The 17,189-nt window shown below is 62.8% G+C and carries 16 protein-coding genes; 8 read left to right on the forward strand and 8 right to left on the reverse strand.

Annotated elements, in window-relative coordinates; genetic code table 11:
• The first annotated feature begins 218 nt into the window (after positions 1–218).
• Positions 219–494, forward strand: a complete 276-nt coding sequence (locus GCT19_RS42880; RefSeq protein WP_184247053.1) for a hypothetical protein — start codon at positions 219–221, stop codon at positions 492–494.
• A gap of 82 nt (positions 495–576) precedes the next feature.
• Here GCT19_RS42880 and GCT19_RS25545 read toward each other — a convergent pair whose 3' ends face one another.
• The 6 genes from GCT19_RS25545 to GCT19_RS25570 form a co-directional block, all read right to left on the reverse strand.
• Complete coding sequence (locus GCT19_RS25545) at positions 577–1,971, reverse strand: LLM class flavin-dependent oxidoreductase (protein WP_018432821.1); 1,395 nt, start codon at positions 1,969–1,971, stop codon at positions 577–579.
• Positions 1,971–3,218: an SfnB family sulfur acquisition oxidoreductase gene (locus tag GCT19_RS25550; RefSeq protein WP_152853480.1), complete on the reverse strand. Its 1,248-nt coding sequence runs from the start codon at positions 3,216–3,218 to the stop codon at positions 1,971–1,973. The genes GCT19_RS25545 and GCT19_RS25550 overlap by 1 nt, the downstream gene beginning before the upstream one ends.
• Positions 3,219–3,221: 3 nt before the next feature.
• On the reverse strand, positions 3,222–4,469 hold the full coding sequence (locus GCT19_RS25555) for an SfnB family sulfur acquisition oxidoreductase (RefSeq protein WP_152853481.1): 1,248 nt from the start codon (positions 4,467–4,469) through the stop codon (positions 3,222–3,224).
• A 316-nt stretch (positions 4,470–4,785) separates the two neighbouring features.
• Complete coding sequence (locus GCT19_RS25560; protein WP_018432818.1) at positions 4,786–5,442, reverse strand: methionine ABC transporter permease; 657 nt, start codon at positions 5,440–5,442, stop codon at positions 4,786–4,788.
• The gene (locus tag GCT19_RS25565; RefSeq protein ID WP_152853482.1) at positions 5,435–6,601 is read right to left on the reverse strand and encodes a methionine ABC transporter ATP-binding protein; all 1,167 of its coding nucleotides are present in this window, start codon (positions 6,599–6,601) and stop codon (positions 5,435–5,437) included. The genes GCT19_RS25560 and GCT19_RS25565 overlap by 8 nt, the downstream gene beginning before the upstream one ends.
• A 25-nt stretch (positions 6,602–6,626) precedes the next feature.
• Positions 6,627–7,466: a MetQ/NlpA family ABC transporter substrate-binding protein gene (locus tag GCT19_RS25570; RefSeq protein ID WP_152853483.1), complete on the reverse strand. Its 840-nt coding sequence runs from the start codon at positions 7,464–7,466 to the stop codon at positions 6,627–6,629.
• A 402-nt stretch (positions 7,467–7,868) separates the two neighbouring features.
• Between GCT19_RS25570 and GCT19_RS25575 the strand changes: the two genes are divergently transcribed.
• The 4 genes from GCT19_RS25575 to GCT19_RS25590 are packed head-to-tail and all read left to right on the forward strand — an operon-like array spanning position 7,869 to position 11,669.
• Positions 7,869–8,945 (forward strand): LLM class flavin-dependent oxidoreductase, encoded by a 1,077-nt coding sequence (locus tag GCT19_RS25575; protein WP_152853484.1) that lies wholly within the window; start codon positions 7,869–7,871, stop codon positions 8,943–8,945.
• An 11-nt stretch (positions 8,946–8,956) separates the two neighbouring features.
• Complete coding sequence (locus tag GCT19_RS25580) at positions 8,957–9,469, forward strand: class II aldolase/adducin family protein (RefSeq protein WP_152853485.1); 513 nt, start codon at positions 8,957–8,959, stop codon at positions 9,467–9,469.
• Positions 9,469–10,065, forward strand: a complete 597-nt coding sequence (locus GCT19_RS25585; protein ID WP_018432813.1) for a cysteine dioxygenase family protein — start codon at positions 9,469–9,471, stop codon at positions 10,063–10,065. Before GCT19_RS25580 ends, GCT19_RS25585 begins: the two co-directional genes overlap by 1 nt.
• A complete protein-coding gene (locus GCT19_RS25590; RefSeq protein ID WP_152853486.1) occupies positions 10,062–11,669 on the forward strand; it encodes a rhodanese-related sulfurtransferase in 1,608 nt (535 codons plus the stop codon). Before GCT19_RS25585 ends, GCT19_RS25590 begins: the two co-directional genes overlap by 4 nt.
• A 6-nt stretch (positions 11,670–11,675) precedes the next feature.
• On the opposite strand, the gene GCT19_RS25595 is transcribed toward GCT19_RS25590, so the two are convergent.
• Positions 11,676–12,587 carry a LysR family transcriptional regulator gene (locus GCT19_RS25595; RefSeq protein ID WP_152853487.1) on the reverse strand — a complete coding sequence of 304 codons (912 nt, stop codon included), beginning with the start codon at positions 12,585–12,587 and terminating at the stop codon, positions 11,676–11,678.
• A gap of 191 nt (positions 12,588–12,778) precedes the next feature.
• On the opposite strand from GCT19_RS25595, the gene GCT19_RS25600 reads away from it, so the two are divergent.
• The 3 genes from GCT19_RS25600 to GCT19_RS25610 are packed head-to-tail and all read left to right on the forward strand — an operon-like array spanning position 12,779 to position 16,058.
• Positions 12,779–13,735 (forward strand): ABC transporter substrate-binding protein, encoded by a 957-nt coding sequence (locus tag GCT19_RS25600; protein WP_026228172.1) that lies wholly within the window; start codon positions 12,779–12,781, stop codon positions 13,733–13,735.
• 11 nt (positions 13,736–13,746) lie between these two features.
• Positions 13,747–14,973, forward strand: coding sequence for an acyl-CoA dehydrogenase family protein (locus GCT19_RS25605; RefSeq protein WP_152853488.1), 1,227 nt, complete (start codon positions 13,747–13,749; stop codon positions 14,971–14,973).
• Positions 14,970–16,058 (forward strand): LLM class flavin-dependent oxidoreductase, encoded by a 1,089-nt coding sequence (locus tag GCT19_RS25610; RefSeq protein ID WP_152853489.1) that lies wholly within the window; start codon positions 14,970–14,972, stop codon positions 16,056–16,058. The genes GCT19_RS25605 and GCT19_RS25610 overlap by 4 nt, the downstream gene beginning before the upstream one ends.
• 63 nt (positions 16,059–16,121) lie before the next feature.
• On the opposite strand, the gene GCT19_RS25615 is transcribed toward GCT19_RS25610, so the two are convergent.
• Positions 16,122–17,156 carry an ABC transporter substrate-binding protein gene (locus GCT19_RS25615; RefSeq protein ID WP_013093524.1) on the reverse strand — a complete coding sequence of 345 codons (1,035 nt, stop codon included), beginning with the start codon at positions 17,154–17,156 and terminating at the stop codon, positions 16,122–16,124.
• Positions 17,157–17,189 lie beyond the last annotated feature (33 nt).

Genomic DNA, 17,189 nt, shown 5'->3' on the forward strand with positions numbered 1-17,189 from the left:
CCATTCAACCGGCGCGGGCGTGACGCGCTTCATATGTTCTTCAGCATTCGTTCGTTGTCGAGTGCGCGATCAAACCGTAGCCTCGTGCATCAAGGCGCGACGCGTTACTCCGTCGCCCTCCGATGCCGCCCCATCCTGGTACGCCTCTTTAGCCACTAATATCAACACATCCGTGGGTCACGATCGCGAGTCAACTTCCCGAAGCCTTCAACGATGCCGTGCGCGCCCTCCTGCCCGATACGCAGGTGATCGGCATTCCGCCAGGTGTGCCGGCGCGTTTGCCGGATGATGCGTCGATTCTCGTCGCCGCGCCAATTGTCGTGAGGGGTGCGACGGCGCCCGAGCATTCCCACGCCGGGTTGTGGCTCCCGCCGCCCGTGAAGCGGCCGCAGATCAATTCGCGCGTCGCGGCCAGGATAGCGAATGATCTTGATGTGCTGATTCGGCGCGTCGCGATAGACAGATTCGAACGCATCTTCGGATTGGACATATGAACTTTCGCGATCAGATCGTCATTCGCTGATATCAGCCGCGAAGCGCACCAGCGGCCAGCTCATCCGCGAGCAACGAGATTGCTCAACGGTGGACGTTTTGCTCAATCTCTCTTCGCTCGTTCGATCCGACACGGAAATCCGACGCGGTGTGCTGCTCGGGCAAATGATCGCCGCGCCCAAACAGCTTGCCGCGCAGCGTTCCGTCCGCATAAGCAGTCTTGTAAAGACCCCGGCTCTGCAGTTCGGGCACGATGTGATCGATGAAGTCTTCGTAGCTCTCGGGCACGACCGTACGGCTCAGATTGAATCCATCGATACCGGTTTCTTCGATCCAGCCCTGCAGTTCATCCGCGACCTGCGCGGCACTCCCGACGATGGCGGGATACCGGCCACCCAGCTCGAACATCTCGAGCAGCTTGCGTCGCGTCCAGCCGTGTTGCTTTGCTGTGCGCGTGGCGGACTCGATGGCATTGGTGGGCGCGTAATCGACGGGGGCGTCAAGATCGTATTGTGCGTAGTCGATGCCCGTGCTGGCGGCAAAATGCGCAACCCCTGCGTCGCGGCTTGCATACCGAAGATAGTCCGCGTATTTCTCGCGAGCTTCGCGCTCCGTGGCCCCCGTCACGACTGCCGCGCCGGCGAACACCTTCACGTCATCTGGGCGTCGTCCCGCTTCAACCAGTTGCTCGCGCAGCGTCTTGACCGTCTCGCGTGCAACCGCTCGACTCGGGGGCGAAATGAACACGCATTCTGCGTGACGGGCGGCAAAACGTTGACCACGCCCCGAACTCCCCGCCTGAAACAAAACTGGCGTGCGCTGCGGCGACGGCTCCGCGAGGTGATAGCCGTCTACGTTGTAGTAGCGCCCCGCGTGCCGGATCTTGTGGACCTTCGCCGGATCGGCATACACACGCGCCGACTTGTCGCGAAGCACCGCATCCGCTTCCCAGCTCCCTTCCCAGAGCTTGTACAGCACGTCGAGGTATTCGTCCGCGCGGTCGTAGCGCTCGTCGTGGGGCAACTGCTCTTCAAGTCCCATCGCCCTTGCCGCACTGTCGAGATAGCCCGTCACGATGTTCCAGCCGACTCTGCCTTGCGTCAAATGATCGAGCGTCGAGAAACGCCGTGCAAGCAGATAGGGCTGCTCGTAGGTGAGATTGACCGTGACGCCGAACCCGAGATGCCTGGTAACGGCGGCCATCGCCGAAATCAGCAGCGTGGGATCGTTGACGGGAAGCTGGATCGATTCCCGCAACGTCACATCGACGTTGTGTTGATAAACGTCATACACGCCAACGATGTCGGCCAGAAACAGCCCGTCGAACAGTCCACGCTCGAGCGTGCGCGCCAGATCGGTCCAGTACGGCAGTGTCCGATAGTCTGCCGAGCGATCGCGCGGATGCGTCCATAACCCGTGGTTGATATGGCCGACGCAATTCATGTTGAATGCGTTCAGCAGGATCTGCTTTTTTGCCATCACAAGGCTCCGTGCCTGGGCGGATGTTTGTCGTTGAGATAGAAGTTGCCGACGGCGTGATACTTCCAGCGCACGGGATCATGCAGCGTGTGGGTGCGTGCATTGCGCCAGAACCGGTCGAGGCCGAGGCCGTCGAGCGTCGCGGCCGTGCCGGCGAGTTCGAACAGCCGCGAGCCGGCTTCAAGCGAGACCGTCGTGGTGAGCGCGCGCGCCTCAGCCACGGCGATCGACGCCTCAGCAACGGAGCGTTCGGCTGGCTTCGCCTGCGCTGCATCGACGAAGCGGCCCGCCCGGCGCAACAGCGCTTCCGCCGCGCTCAGGCGAACGGCAAGATCACCGAAGGCCGTGATGGTGAGCGGATCCTGCGACGCATGTTCCACCCTCGCGTCGATCCATGGCCGCGAATGCTCGCGCACGAACTGCAACGCTGCCTGAAATGCCCCGCGCGCCTGTCCCAGATCGATTGCCGCATGCATGATCTGCGCGAACGGGCCGATCGTCGTAGGCCGCTCGAACGAAGTCTGAAACGGCACGATCCATTCTGGCTCGACGCGCACCTGATCGAACTGCACGGAGCCGCTGCCCGTGATGCGTTGCCCGAAACCGTCCCAGTCGTCGATCACTTCGACACCCGGCGCGTCGCGCGGGATGAACACGAGGTAAGTGACATCGCGCCCATCTTCTTCGCTGACCGCCAGTGTGGGAATCCAGTGTGCGAACAGCGCGCCGGTGCAATAGAATTTTCGCCCTTCGACTTGCCACCCGGCCGCGCCGCGCGTGAGCCGCGTGCGCCGTTTGAAGTCCTTGTGGCCAGTCTCGGCGAGTGCGTTGCCGAATCGGTCTCCCGCCAGTACGCGATCATAGAAGAAGCGCTGTTGCTCAGGGCGCCCGCCGACACGCAGCACTTCCAGTGCATAGAAATGATTCTGCGGAATCTGGCCCAAAGAGCCATCAGCTGCCGCAATGATCGCCGTCACTTGCGCGAGCGTCTTGCTGCTGACGCCCGCGCCGCCATATTCGCGAGGCACCGTGATCGCCCATAGACCACTCGCCGCAAACGCGTCGAGTTCGGCCCATGGCAACCGGCGATCGCGATCGCGCGCCGCGGCTTCGGGGGCGAAAGCTGCGGCGAGCTGTCGAGCGGCGAGCAACGCGTGTGCGTCATCGGCGATTCGTGCCGGCCTCGCGCGCGTCGATTCGGCCGGCGTGGTGCGCTCAAGCGTACTGTCATGAATGTCTGTTGCCATTTTTCAGTTCCACGAATGCCGCACGGGCAGTACGTCATTCAGAAAATAGTTACCGACCAGATGCAACTTCCAGCGCACGGGATCGTGCAGCGTGTGGGTGCGTGCATTGCGCCAATGGCGATCGAGGCTGTGTGCCGCGCGCGTCGACGCGGACCCCGCCAGTTCGAACAGCTTCTCGCTGGCTTCAAGCGCGATGCGCGTCGTGAGCACTTTTGCCTGAGCCACGGCAACGGACGCACGCGCGCTCGCCGCGGCATCGACCGGCTGCGAAGCGATGGCGTCGAGCGTGTGGCCAGCCTCGATCAGCACTTCGTGCGCGGCGTGGAGATCGATTTGCAGGCGGCCGACGTCGGCGATGATGTAGGGATCATCGACGGCGCGCTCCAGCCCCGAATCGATCCACGGCCGGGAACGCTCGCGCACGAAATGGATTGCATCGGCCACGGCCGCCTCGGCGATTCCCTGGTCGATGGCGGCCTGTATCAGTTGAGAAGTCGGCCCGAACAGACCCGGACGGTCGCCAAGCTGCCAGATGGGCAATACATCGTCGGCATCGACGGACACCTGGTCGAAAATCACGGTTCCGCTCGCGGTTGTGCGCTGCCCGAACGAATTCCAGTCATCGATCACGCTCAGGCCAGCGGCATCGCGCGGCACCCAGACCTGAACGGCACGTCCTTCGTCGTCGGTCGCGCGGGCCGGGACGCGGTGCGCAAACAGCGCGCCCGTAGAATAGAAACGCTTGCCGTCTAGCCGCAGCCCATCTTGCGTCGCACGCAAGCGCGTCGTGCCTTGCAGGATCGTCGCGCTCGATGCGGAGCGGCGTTCCGGGCCGGCATTGCCGAGCCGCTGGCCCGCCAGCACTTCGCCATACAGGCGCGCTTTTTGGGCCGGTGTGCCGATCTCGCGAAGTACGCCCAGCACGCCGAAATGATTTTGCGGGATCTGACCCAACGCGGGATCGGCCGCGCAAAGAATCACGAAGACTTCCGCAAGCGTCGCGAACGAAACGTCGGCGCCGCCGTATTCCGCCGGTACGGTAATCCCTCCCAGCCCGCTTTCGGACCACCGGTCGAGTTCGGCCCATGGCAGGATGCGGTCGCGATCTCGTTCGGCGGCACCCGCTGCGAAGTCTGCCGCGAGGGTGCGCGCCGCATCGAGGGCTTCGGAATCGTCCTTGATGCGCTTGACGCGCGCAGGATCGGGACGTCGCGGCAACTGCGCCACGGCATCGGATTGAAATGTCGACATGATGTTGGCTCGAATGCAAAAGTGAAGCCCGTCGGCTCGCGGCGTCGCGTCACAAACGAAGGAGCAGACATTGCAATCCGCCGCAGACGAGGCCAATCACATATTGGATCAGTCGCGGCGCGCCACGCCTACTATCGAATCCGAGATTGCTTAGCAGGATTTACGGACAAGCCGGCACTCATGCGGGCAGGCCTGTGCCTCGAGAATCCGGACAAATCGCCCCGGAAAGAGCACGCGCTGCGATGTCGCTGCAGAAAGTCTGTACGAGGTGCGCCGTGCAGCGCCACGATTCGCTTCCGGCCGATCCAGCCGGACTTCACGCGCGTCGCGCGAGACGGCGAACAAGGCGGTCCCCGGCGACCTGCACCGCCGTGACAATCGCGATGAGCAACACAATCACCGTCACCATCACAGTCGTGTCGAAGCGCTGGTAGCCATAACGGATCGCGAGATCGCCAAGCCCGCCCGCACCGACGGCGCCCGCCATCGCGGACGAGCCGATCATCGCCACAATCGTGATCGTGAATCCGCCCAGGATGCCCGGCAGCGCTTCTGGCAGCAGTACATGCCAGATGATGTGGCGGCGCTGCGCACCCATCGCCTGGGCGGCCTCGATCAGACCGCGATCCACTTCGCGCAGACTGACTTCGGCAACGCGGGCAAAGAATGGAATCCCTGCGATAGAGAGCGGCACGATCGCAGCCCACACGCCGATCGTCGTGCCGACCAGAACACGCGTGAGCGGCAACAGCGCGACGAGCAAAATGATGAACGGCGTCGAGCGCAGCGCGTTGACGAGACCGCCGAGCGTCGAATTCACCGTGCGTCGCTCGTAGATACCACCCCGAGTGGTCGTGACGAGCACCAGCGCAAGCGGAATGCCGACGATCAACGCGATGCATGCCGAAATGCCGACCATCAGCAACGTGTCACGAATCGCACCCGTCAGTTCCGAGAGCCACAGTTCAGACATAGCCAAGCACCTCCACGTGATCCGCGTGTCGCCGCGCACGCTCAACCAGCACGGCGATGCGGCTCGCGAATGCGCCCTCTGACCTCTCATGCGCCGACAACCGCGCCGCCAGCACGAGACGCCCCTGTGCATGTCCCTGAATGCGGTCGATTCCGCCATGCACGAAGCGCACCGCGCCGCCGTCCACCGTCAACGACGAGCTCAATGCCGCAAGGTCCGGATCGTTTCCGCTGGCCCCCGTGTAGCGCACGTCAAGCAGAACATCGGCCGCCTCGCCAGGCAATGCAGGACTGCTCGCCGGCTTCAGGCGGGCGGCAAGATCGTCGGGAAGGGCGTGCACCAATGTGCGCAACAGCGCGCGCGTCGCGTCATGCTGTGGCTCGCCGAACACTCGCCACACGGGGCCTGTTTCGACTACGGCGCCCTGCTCGATGACAGCGACGGTGTCGCAGGCTTCGCGTATCACGCCCATTTCGTGCGTGATGAGAATGATCGTCAGACCGAGACGCCGGTTGATATCGCGTAACAGCGCGAGAATCGACTGTGTCGTCTCCGGGTCGAGCGCAGAGGTCGCTTCGTCGCACAGCAAAATGTCGGGATCGTGTACGAGCGCACGTGCAATGCCGACGCGCTGCTTCTGCCCGCCCGAAAGACTCGCCGGAAATGCGTCTCGCTTGGCCGACAACCCGACGAGATCGAGCAGGGCCGAGACTTTCTCTTCGATGGCCGCCCGGGACACGCCCGCGATCCTGAGCGGCAACGCGATATTGTCATAGACCGTTTTCGCCGACAGCAGGTTGAAGTGCTGGAAAACCATGCCGATGCGCCGACGCAATGTGACGAGTCCGCTCTCGCCGAGTTCGCCGACGCTCACGCCGTTCACGAGCACCGCTCCCGAGGACGGCTTTTCGAGTCCATTGACAAGGCGCAGCAAGGTCGACTTGCCCGCACCGCTGCGCCCGATGATGCCGAATATCTCGCCACGACGCACATTCAACCGTACGTTCGTCAACGCGACGGCGGGCTGACCGCGTGCCGGCTTGAATACCTTGCCTGCAGCGTCGAATACGACGGCAGGTGCGGTGCCGTGCTCCGGCGCTCCGACGGCGAATGCCGATTCTTCCTCGATGAAGCGCACAGCGTCGAGCAGATGGGTCATGTGGAATTCCTTGCCGATCCTCGTCTCACCACGCGACAGCGTACAGATTGCCGAACGCCTTATCGAGCGCAACTCGCACGGCATGCGAATGCTGGTAGATCGAAATGAACTTGAGGATGCGCGGGTCGTTGACGCTTTCCGGGCGCACCACCCATTGAATCGCAAAGTTCTTGTTTTCGAGGCCATCGAACAACAGCGCGCTATTCGGATCGGCCGTGCCCGCGAGTTTGATGAAGCTCGGATAGCCCTGCGCGAGATCGACGTCATCGAGCGAGCGTGCCAGTTGCGACGCCTCAAGGGCAACGATCTTCAGATGCTTCGGGTTATCGACGATATCCAGCGTGGTCGCGCGGTAGTCGGCGCCAGGCTTCAGCTTGATAAGTCCAGCGCGTTGCAGCAGTAGCAGTCCGCGACCACCGTTGACGGGATCGTTCGCGATCGCAACCGTGGCGCCATCCTTCAGATCCTCAAAGCGCTTTACCTTCTTCGAATAGAGGCCGATCTTCATGATCGTGCCGGGAGCAATCGCCACGAAGTCGTAACCACCCTGCTTCTTTGCGTTTTCGAGGAAGGGAATGTGCTGGAAATAGTTGACGTCGATATCCTTGTTCGCGAGGGCGGCGTTCGGCGTATTCCAGTCGGTGAATTCGATGATCTTGACGTCGAGCCCTTGCTGTTTGGCTTCCTGAGCCGCGGTCTTCAACGCTTCGATTTGCGGGCTGGTCGATGTGCCGATCTTGAGTGTCTGTGCGTCGCCCGCGAATGCGGATGACGTACTGAAGGCCAGCACAAAGAGGATAGCGTGGACTGCCGACGCGTTTCGAGCGAAAAAGAAACGCCGTAATGTGGACAAAGCTTGACTCATACTCGACTCTCGTCAATGGAATGTATTGATTCAAAGCGCTCGCGACTGCAAGAGGCTCAGATCACGCCTCCACGGACTTCCACGCGCGGGAATGGACTGGGAACCTATTTGGCCGTTAGATAAGACCTCGCCGCGCTCAGTCCTGGGAGAGCCGATAATAGAGTCACGCAAAAACCCGGTCTACGAAGAGATTTTCGAATGGAAATCGTAAAACGCGATATGAAAGGCGTTGCAGATCTCTTGCGCAACATGCGATCTCTATATGTTTATCTGAATTAACTATTTAGCCTTTGCATAACGTAGTGTTAGCCTCGTTTCGATCATCCGCAGGCGCTTCGTTCATCGTTGCGTCTGTTGTGACATGTATTTCATCATCAAAACGGATTTCCGCAGGGAACTAACATGAGCGTCGAATTCATCGGCATGATTCAACAGCGCAAGGTGTCGGAAACGCATCTTCCGCAAGGGCCCGCTATCGATACCGACTACGTACGCGCCTTTGCGCAGGCGCACGAGAACGCCGGCTTCGATCGCATTCTGGTCCCGCACAGTTCGACGAGCCCCGATGCGACGATCACGATCGCCTACGCGGCGAGCGCGACATCGAAAGTGCACTTCATGCTCGCGCATCGCCCGGGCTTTGTCGCGCCAACACTCGCGGCCCGGCAGATCGCCACGCTCGATCACTTCTCGGGCGGCCGGCTCGGTGTGCACTTCATCTCCGGCGGCAGCGACGAAGATCAACGGCGCGACGGCGACTTCCTGAGTCACGACGACCGTTACGCGCGCACCGACGAATACCTGCAGATTCTGCGTCGCGTGTGGACGGAAGATCAGCCGTTCGATCACGAAGGCCGCTTCTACCGCGTGGAAAAGGCGTTCTCCGAGGTCAAGCCGAAACAGTCGCCGCATGTGCCCATCTATTTCGGCGGTGCATCCGAGCCCGCGCTCGCCGTGGCCGGCAAACATGCCGACGTCTATGCACTGTGGGGCGAATCGAAACAGCAGGTGCATGAACAGGTGACGCGCGTGCGCGCCGAAGCCGCGAAACACGGCCGCAGCGTGCGCTTCTCCGTGTCGTTCCGGCCGATCCTTGCCGCGACGGAAAGTGCCGCATGGGAGCGCGCAGAACACATCCTCGAAGAGACACGTCGCTTGCGTGTCGAACAGGGCTTCTCGCGCGGCGGTCCGCAGCAAAGCGAAGGCGCGCGCCGCCTGCTCGCGGCATCCGGCGACGGCGTACGCGCGGACGAACGTCTCTGGACCGCCGTGGCAAAAGAAATCGGCGGACGCTCGAATTCCACTGCGCTTGTCGGCACGCCGGCGCAAGTCGCGCAGACGCTCGCCGAATATCATGAACTCGGCGTGACGACCTTCCTCATTCGCGGCTTCGATCCATTAGAAGACGCCATCGACTATGGGCGCGAACTGATTCCCGCGACCCGCGAACTCACGTCCCGCGCACGCCGCGCCGCCTGACCGGAGCGATCATGAGCACCCTTCTCGCCGCCGATCAACCGTCGCTCGTGCGGCATGACACACCTGTGCGCAAGTTCTGGTTCGACGAAGAACTGGAACCACAACGTACGCTTGCAGAAGAACGTCTGCATCGTCAGCAACGTCTTGCGGGCGCATTTCGACTGTTCGCGCAATATGGCTTCGCGCAAGGGCTCGCGGGTCATATCACCGCGCGCGATCCCGAATGGACGGACCACTTCTGGGTCAATCCGCTGGGCCGGCACTTCGGCCGCATGCGCGTGTCCGATCTCCTGCTGGTGAATCGCCACGGCGAGATCGTGGTGGGCGATGATCCTGTGAATCAGGCTGCGTTTGCCATTCACGCTGCCATTCACGAGGCGCGCCCCGATCTCACGCCACGGCCGATTCCGCACGATATGGCAGACCTCACGCATCAGCAGGTCGGCCGCGCGAACGGTGCGCGTCATGCATTCGACAGCCTGTACGAAGGGCTGATCGAAAACGAACGGGAGTTGCTCGACTGATGGCCATTCACAAACTTCGGCACTTTGTCGGCGAGATTGCGGAACTCGTTGATTCCGGAGTCGATGAAGCCGGATTGCTCCACCAAGGCGTCCTTGCGCTGCGCGAGTTGATCCGCGTCGACGACTGGCTGCCCGATGCTTATGCGCAGCCTTCCGTCGATCGCTATCAGCAGTTTCTGCTCTACGCCGATGCACGCCAACGCTTCAGCGTCGTCAGCTTCGTCTGGGGTCCGGGCCAGCAGACGCCGATTCACGATCACACCGTGTGGGGACTCATCGGTGTGCTGCGCGGCGCGGAACTTGCCGCGCCCTACGCGCGCAACGACGACGGCACGCTATGCGTGGCGGGCGCCGAAGTACGTCTCGAAGCGGGCGATGTCGAAGCGGTGTCGCCCGCCATCGGCGACATTCATCGCGTGCGCAATGCGTATGACGACCGCACGTCCGTCAGCATCCATGTTTATGGCGCGAACATCGGCGCGGTGCGCCGCTCCACGTACCCGCCAAACGAGCGGCCAAAGCCGTTTATTTCAGGCTATTCGAACGACACGCTCCCCAACCTGTGGGATCTCAGCAAGGAAATACCTCTTTCATGAAGTCATATTCCGTCCGCACGTATGAAGACGTGCGCGAAGCGCTGCTCGCGCGCCGTGAAATCGCGCTGCTCGACGTGCGCGAAGAAGACCCGCATGCACAGGCTCATCCGCTCTTCGCCGCGAATTTTCCGCTGTCGAAGATCGAACTGGACGCCTACACCCGTTTGCCCCGCCGCGACGTACCCATCGTGCTGTTCGACGCTGGCGAAGGACTTGCGACGCGCGCCGCCGACAAGCTCACGTCCCTCGGATACACACGGATCGCACTGCTGGCGGGCGGACTCGACGGATGGATTCGCGCCGGCGGCGAAGTGTTCCGCGACGTCAACGTGCCGAGCAAGGCTTTCGGCGAATTCGTCGAAGCGCAGCGGCACACGCCTTCGCTTTCCGCCGAGGCGGTCGGAATCTTGCTTGAAAACGGTGACGACGTCGTCGTGCTCGACGCGCGCCGCTTCGACGAATATCAGACGATGAACATTCCCGGCAGCATCAGCGTGCCCGGCGCGGAACTCGTGCTGCGCGCGCGAGCGCTCGCGCCGGATCCTAAGACGCGTGTGATCGTCAATTGCGCGGGGCGCACACGCAGCATCATCGGCACGCAATCGCTAGTCAATGCGGGGTTGCCGAATCCCGTCGCGGCGCTGCGCAACGGCACCATCGGCTGGACGCTCGCGGGGCAGACGCTGGAGCACGGCAGCAGCCGTCGGTTCGATGCCGAGGCCGGTCTCGATCAGACGAACCTCGCTGCATCGCGCAACGCAGCGCGCGCGCTCGCCGACCGCGCGGGCGTCCAACGCACGACGCTCGATGAAGCCGCTCGCTGGGCGTCCGATCCGTCGCGCACCACGTATCGCTTCGATGTGCGCACGCCTGCCGAATACGAACGCGCGCATGCACCGGGGTTTCAGGGCGCGCCGGGCGGCCAGCTCGTGCAGGAGACGGACATGTTCGCGCCCGTGCGCGGCGCGCGCGTCGTGCTGTTCGACGACGACGGCGTGCGCGCCAACATGACAGCATCTTGGCTCGCGCAGATGAACATCGACGTCTACGTGATCGATGACGCTGCCGGACAGGAACTCACGGCTAGTGGCCCCTGGCGCAGCACGAAGCCGGAGCCCGCGCACACCCCCGCCCTATCCGCGGAAGAACTCGCCGCGCTGCTCGCCGATCCATCGAGCCGCACCGTGGTGATCGACGTTACGTCGAGCGCGAACCACGTGAAGGCGCATATTCCGGGTGCGCACTGGATCGTGCGTTCGCGCCTGTCGAACGATGTCGACGATCTTCGCGCGCTGCCCGACGCGAAACGTTATGTCGTCACCTGCGCGACCAACGCGCTGGCACCGTTCGCCGCACCCGAAGTCGCCTCGCTAACAGGTAAGCCCGTGCATGTGCTGGAGGGCGGCACATCGGCGTGGATAAGTGCGGGCTTTCTGACCGAATCGGGAGACGCCCGGCTCGCTTCGCCGCGTATCGATCGCTATCGTCGTCCGTATGAAGGCACCGACAATGCGCGCGAAGCGATGAACGCCTATCTGGAATGGGAATACGGCCTCGTCGCGCAACTCGATCGCGACGGCACGCATGGCTTCTTCGTGGTCTGATCGGGATCAGGCGGCACGTGATAGACGTGCCGCCTTGAAGCTCTGTTCGACGCTTTCCGCGAGTACGGCGAGCGCCGACTGCATCTTGCCCAACGCGCGCGAACGTACGATCCACACGGCGATTTCCGGTTTGAAGTCGGTGATCGGAACCACGTCGAGTTGCGCTGCATGCACGCTGTTGTGCAGCAAGGGCAGCGGAACCAGCCCCAGGCCGACGCCGTCGGCGACAAGCCCGAGCTGCAACTCGGTGCCGAGCGTTTCGAGGTTGAGCTTCAGCGTGTAACCTTTCGCCGCGAGGGCCTGCTGCAAGCCCGCGCGAAAGCCGCAGCCATCCGGATTCAATACCCAGCCATACGATTGGCATTCCGCGAGCGTATACGCACGCTTCTTCAGGCTGCCCTTTTGCGCGACCACAGCGAGCTTCAGCTCGCCCAGCGTTTCGCCTGCGAGCGTTTCCTGTAACGCACGGTTCGTTGGCAGCAGCACGATCACCGCATCCAGTTCGGCCTCGTCGACCTTCTGCAGTAGCGGGTTACCCCATCCCGTCGTCACCCGCGCCCGCAACTCGGGATGCGCGCAGCGCAGCGCATGAAGCGCCTTGAGCATCGCCACATCGGCAACCGTCTGTGCGACGCCGAGGCGCAATACCCCCGCGAGTGGCGCGTCGTCCGCGACCAGATGTCCGAGCGCATCCACCTCGCGCACGATGGCACGGCATTGCTCATACACAACTCGGCCCATCGGCGTGGTCTTCAGCGGCTTCGTGTTGCGATCGAGCAGTTCGACGCCAAGCGCTTCTTCGAAGTTCTGGATGCGGCGCGTGACAGCAGGTTGCGTCAGTGCGAGAGAATCGGCGGCCTGACTCAGCGACTGGCTGCGCACGACGGCAACGAAGGCCTCGATTTCTTCGAGTTTCATGGATGGTCTTGTCTTCAAATGAAGCGTTGATGGAGCGACATTAGCCTGCAACCGCCCGTATGCTCAAGCGGCACTTCCAGCTTTCCGTTTTCCTCCAACGCATATTAACAAAGAAGAACAATGCGGTTGCCTTATAAAACCTGCGATCGTATCGTGTGTTTTTATCCAACTACCTGATGCTGCGCTCCCTCATGCCCTTCCTTCTCAATCGATTTCTGCAAAGATTGTCCGGCCTTCTGATTTGCGCGATCGTCGCAAGTGCATCGCCTGCCGCGCTGGCGGAGACGACGCTTAAAGTCGGCGATCAGCAGTTGCAGACGCGCGGCATACTCGAAGCGTCAGGCCAGTTGAAGGACGTGCCGTACAAGATCGAATGGTTCAACTTCCCTGCTGCGCAACCGCTGGGAGAAGCGCTCAACGCGGGGGCAATCGATGTCGGCGGCCTCGGCGATGCGCCGCTGATCTTCGCGTACGCAGCGGGCGCGCGAGTGCGTGCAGTAGCCGCAACGCGCTCGACGCCGACCGATCTCGCGATCATCGTGCCTGACGCATCGCCCATCAGGACGGCCGCCGATCTCAAGGGCAAGCGCATAGCGACCACGCGCGGGTCAATCGGCCATTACCTCGCGATTGCAACACTCGAACGCGCGGGCATCAAGCTCTCGGATGTATCGCTGCGCTTCATGCAGCCCGCCGATGCCAAGGCCGCGCTCACGTCCGGCAACGTCGACGCATGGTCCACGTGGGATCCGTATGTCGCGCTCGCCGAGCAGCGCGATCACGATCGCAGCATCGCGAATGGCGTCAATCTGTCTTCTGGCCTTAGCTTCCAGGCTGCGACCGAAACCTCCATCAAGGACAAGCATGCCGAAATCGCCGATTTTCTCAAGCGCGTCGCGGCCGGCCAGCGCTGGGCGCTCTCGCATCCGGACGAAGTGGCAGCCATGCAATCGAAAGTGACGGGCTTGCCGCCCGAAGTGCTGAAGACCGTATATCAGCGCGCGCAACTGCATCCCGTCGTCATCGACGATGGTCTCATCGCCGAACAGCAAAAGACGGCCGATCTCTATCACCGTGCGGATGTGATCAAGACACCGCTCGATGTCACGAAGAGTTTCGACCGGCAATTTCCGCTTGCCGCACAGTGAACCGACCGACCATGACCAGCCGTCAACCCGAAGGCGCGCTTGCCGATGTGGAGCGCGACGCCGATGCGCTTCAGGCACTCGCCGATCTCGACAGTCCGCAAGCCGATGCGTGGCTCGCCGCGCTGACAGCCGAATTCGGCGCAGGCGCCGCCGCGCTCGACGCCGGCCCGATCTTCCCGCACGAGAACCTCGCCCGTCTGCGTCGCGCGGGTCTGCTTTCGCTGACCGTGCCGCGTGCGCTCGGCGGACGCGAGGCCACACTTGCACAAGCGCTCAAGGTGATTCGCGCGGTAGCGCGCGGCGAACCTTCGACGGCGCTGATTCTTGTGATGCAATGCCTCTATCATCTGCGTCTGCAGGCCAATCCGAACTGGCCGGCAGCGCTGAAAGAACGCATTGCGCGCGATGCCGTCGAACGCGGCGCGCTGATCAACTCGTTGCGCGTCGAGCCCGAACTCGGCTCGCCGTCGCGTGGCGGCCTGCCCGCCACGGTTGGCCGCAGCGAAGGCAGTCACTGGATACTGAGCGGCCGCAAGCTGTATTCGACGGGCAGTCCCGGTCTGACCTGGTTCGCCGTGTGGGGACGCACGGACGAAGCGGCACCGCGAGTCGGCACGTGGCTCGTTCATCGCGACACGCCCGGTATCCGTTTTGGCGAGCCGTGGAATCATCTCGGCATGCGTGCGACGGGCAGCCATGAAGTGATCTTCGATAACGTACGCGTACCGTTCGACCAGGCCGTCGATCTTCAACCGCCCGGCCCGGCCAACGGCATGGACCCGGTGACGAGCCTGTGGATGAACGTGTTGCTGCCATCGATCTACGACGGCATCGCACGCGCCGCGCGCGACTGGTTCGTGCAGTGGGCGGCGCAACGCGTGCCTTCGGGACTGAACGCTCCGCTATCGACGCTCGACAGTTTTCAGCAGACGGTGGGGCGCATCGATGCGCTGCTGTTCAACAACTGCGTCCTGCTCGATGCAGGCGCAGCCGGCCAGATCGATACGGTCGAAGCGCCGACCATCAAGTATCTCGTCAGCCAGCACGCTATCGATGCCGTCGAACTCGCACTCGAAGCGAGCAGCAATCCTGGCCTCAGTCGCAACAACGCACTGGAGCGCCACTACCGCGACGTGCTGTGCGCGCGCATTCACACACCGCAGAACGACACCGTGCTCGGCAATCTGGGCCGCGCCGCATTCGCCACCACTTCACCCACGAGGAGCGAACCCAGATGAGCGTCGAATTCATCGGCTATGTGAGCCATCAGGAATCGAGCGAGATTCATTTGCCGAAAGGACCTGCGGTCAATCCGCCGTACATTGCCGCCGTGGCGCAAGCGCATGAATATGGCGGCTTCGACCGTGTGCTGATTGCGCATTCGAGCGCGTCGCCCGACGGCTTTCAGATTGCGTCGTTCGTCGCGCAGCAGACGAAGCGCCTGGGCATCCTGCTCGCGCATCGGCCCGGCTTCGTCGCGCCGACGCTCGCCGCGCGGCAACTCGCGACACTCGATCACTTCAGCGCGGGACGCGCCGCCGTGCACATCATCTCGGGCGGCGACGACGCGGAGCAGCAGCGCGGTGGCGATTATCTGTCGCACGCTGACCGGTATCGGCGCACCGACGAATATCTCGATGTGGTCAAGCGCTCCTGGACCAGCGATCAACCGTTCGATCACGAAGGCGCGTTTTACCGCGTGACGGGCCACAAGTCGCAGATTCGCCCGTTGCAGCGGTCTCATTTGCCGGTGTATTTCGGCGGATCGTCCGAGGCGGCGATCGAGGTCGCGGGCAAGCACGCCGACGTCTACGCGCTGTGGGGCGAGTCGCTCGCGGCCGTCGAAGAGACCATCGCGAAGGTGCGCAAAGCCGCCGCGCGCTATGGCCGCGAACAGCACGTGCGTTTCAGCCTGTCTCTGCGTCCCATCATCGCGTCCACCGAAGACGCCGCATGGGCGCGCGCCGAATCCATTCTCGAGCGCGCGAAAGACATTGTCGCCACGTCGCCGAATTTCACGCGCCGGCCGAAGAACCCGCAGAACGTCGGCTCGCAACGGCTGCTCGCCGAAGCCGATAAGGGCAATGTCGTCGATACGCGGCTGTGGACCGGCATTACCGCGCTCACGCGTGCGGCGGGCAATTCGACGTCGCTGGTCGGCACGCCGCAACAGGTGGCTGACGCGCTGCTCGAATATCACAAGCTCGGCGTATCGACCTTCCTGATTCGCGGCTTCGATCCGCTCGAAGATGCGCTGGCGTATGGCCGGGATCTGTTACCTGTGGTGCGAGCCGCCGTCGCGCGCGAAACGGCGTCCGCTTGATTATTTCTCTCATGCAACCGACGCGCGCCTGCTAACCAGGCGCGCGTCGAGGCTTTTTGCACGTCAGGCAAGCACGTCCGAAAACACACGCGCCGCGAAACGGTCCGAATTCGTACCGTTGTTCAACACGCCGACCGATTTCAGATCGTCGGCATAGAGCGCGATTTCCTTCTTGAACGCATCGCCCACCGGATGATGGTGGTCCGTATGGCTCTTGAGCATCTCCGTCAGTTGCTCGACATTCGCGCCCGGCGCGTTCGGCGCGAAGATCGCGGCGGCCTGCGCGGGGTTGTTCGCGGTCCACTCGGTCGCTTCGAGCAAGGCCTGAGTCAGCGCTTGCGCCGTCGCGCGGTCCTTGCGGATCAGCGAGCCGCGCACGCCCAGCACGCAGCACACGCGGTTCGCGTACTCGCCGCACAGGTTGTTCGACACTTCCTGCAAATGGTCGCCTTCGCGCAAGGTCCAGATGGTCGGGTCGCCATCGGCGATCGCCTGCACTTCGCCCTTTTTCAATGCTTCGCCAAGCAGCGGAGCGGGATATTGACGCCAGTGCACATCGTTGTCCGGATCGACGCCGATCTTCTTTAGCGTGACCGCGAAGAAATTCTTCGCGGGGCTCGCCATGTCGCTCACGCCGACCGTGCGCCCCTTAAGCCCCTGAAGATCGACGATACCCGACGCCTTCGTCGCGAGCAGTCTCATGCAGCCGCCGTGAATGCCCGCGGTCAGTTTCACGTCGAAGCCCTGTTCAAGCGGTTTGATCCAGCGCAGCGCCATGCCGACGCCTGCATCCGATTTGCCGGTTGCGATCGCTTCGAGCAGCTGGTCGGTCGAGCCTGCGAAGTTGACCAGTTCAACTTGCAAGCCATGCTTGCGGAAAAAGCCCTGTTTCTCGGCGACCGGCACGGGCGCGGTGCAGATCGCCGACGCATTCCATGAGAGCTTGAGCGGCTTCAGCGCTTCGTCGGCCGATGCGCGCACGCCCGGCAGACCGAATGCCGCGCCGCCGAGCGCAGCCGCGCCGGCAGCCCACGCGGTGTTGCGCAGCCACACGCGGCGCGCGGCGTTCGATGGCTGATTGTCGTCAGTATGGTTCATCGTGTTGCTTCCCTGTGCTTGAGTGGATGGTCT

The sequence above is a fragment of the Paraburkholderia atlantica genome, assembly GCF_009362785.1.
Taxonomy (GTDB): domain Bacteria; phylum Pseudomonadota; class Gammaproteobacteria; order Burkholderiales; family Burkholderiaceae; genus Paraburkholderia; species Paraburkholderia atlantica.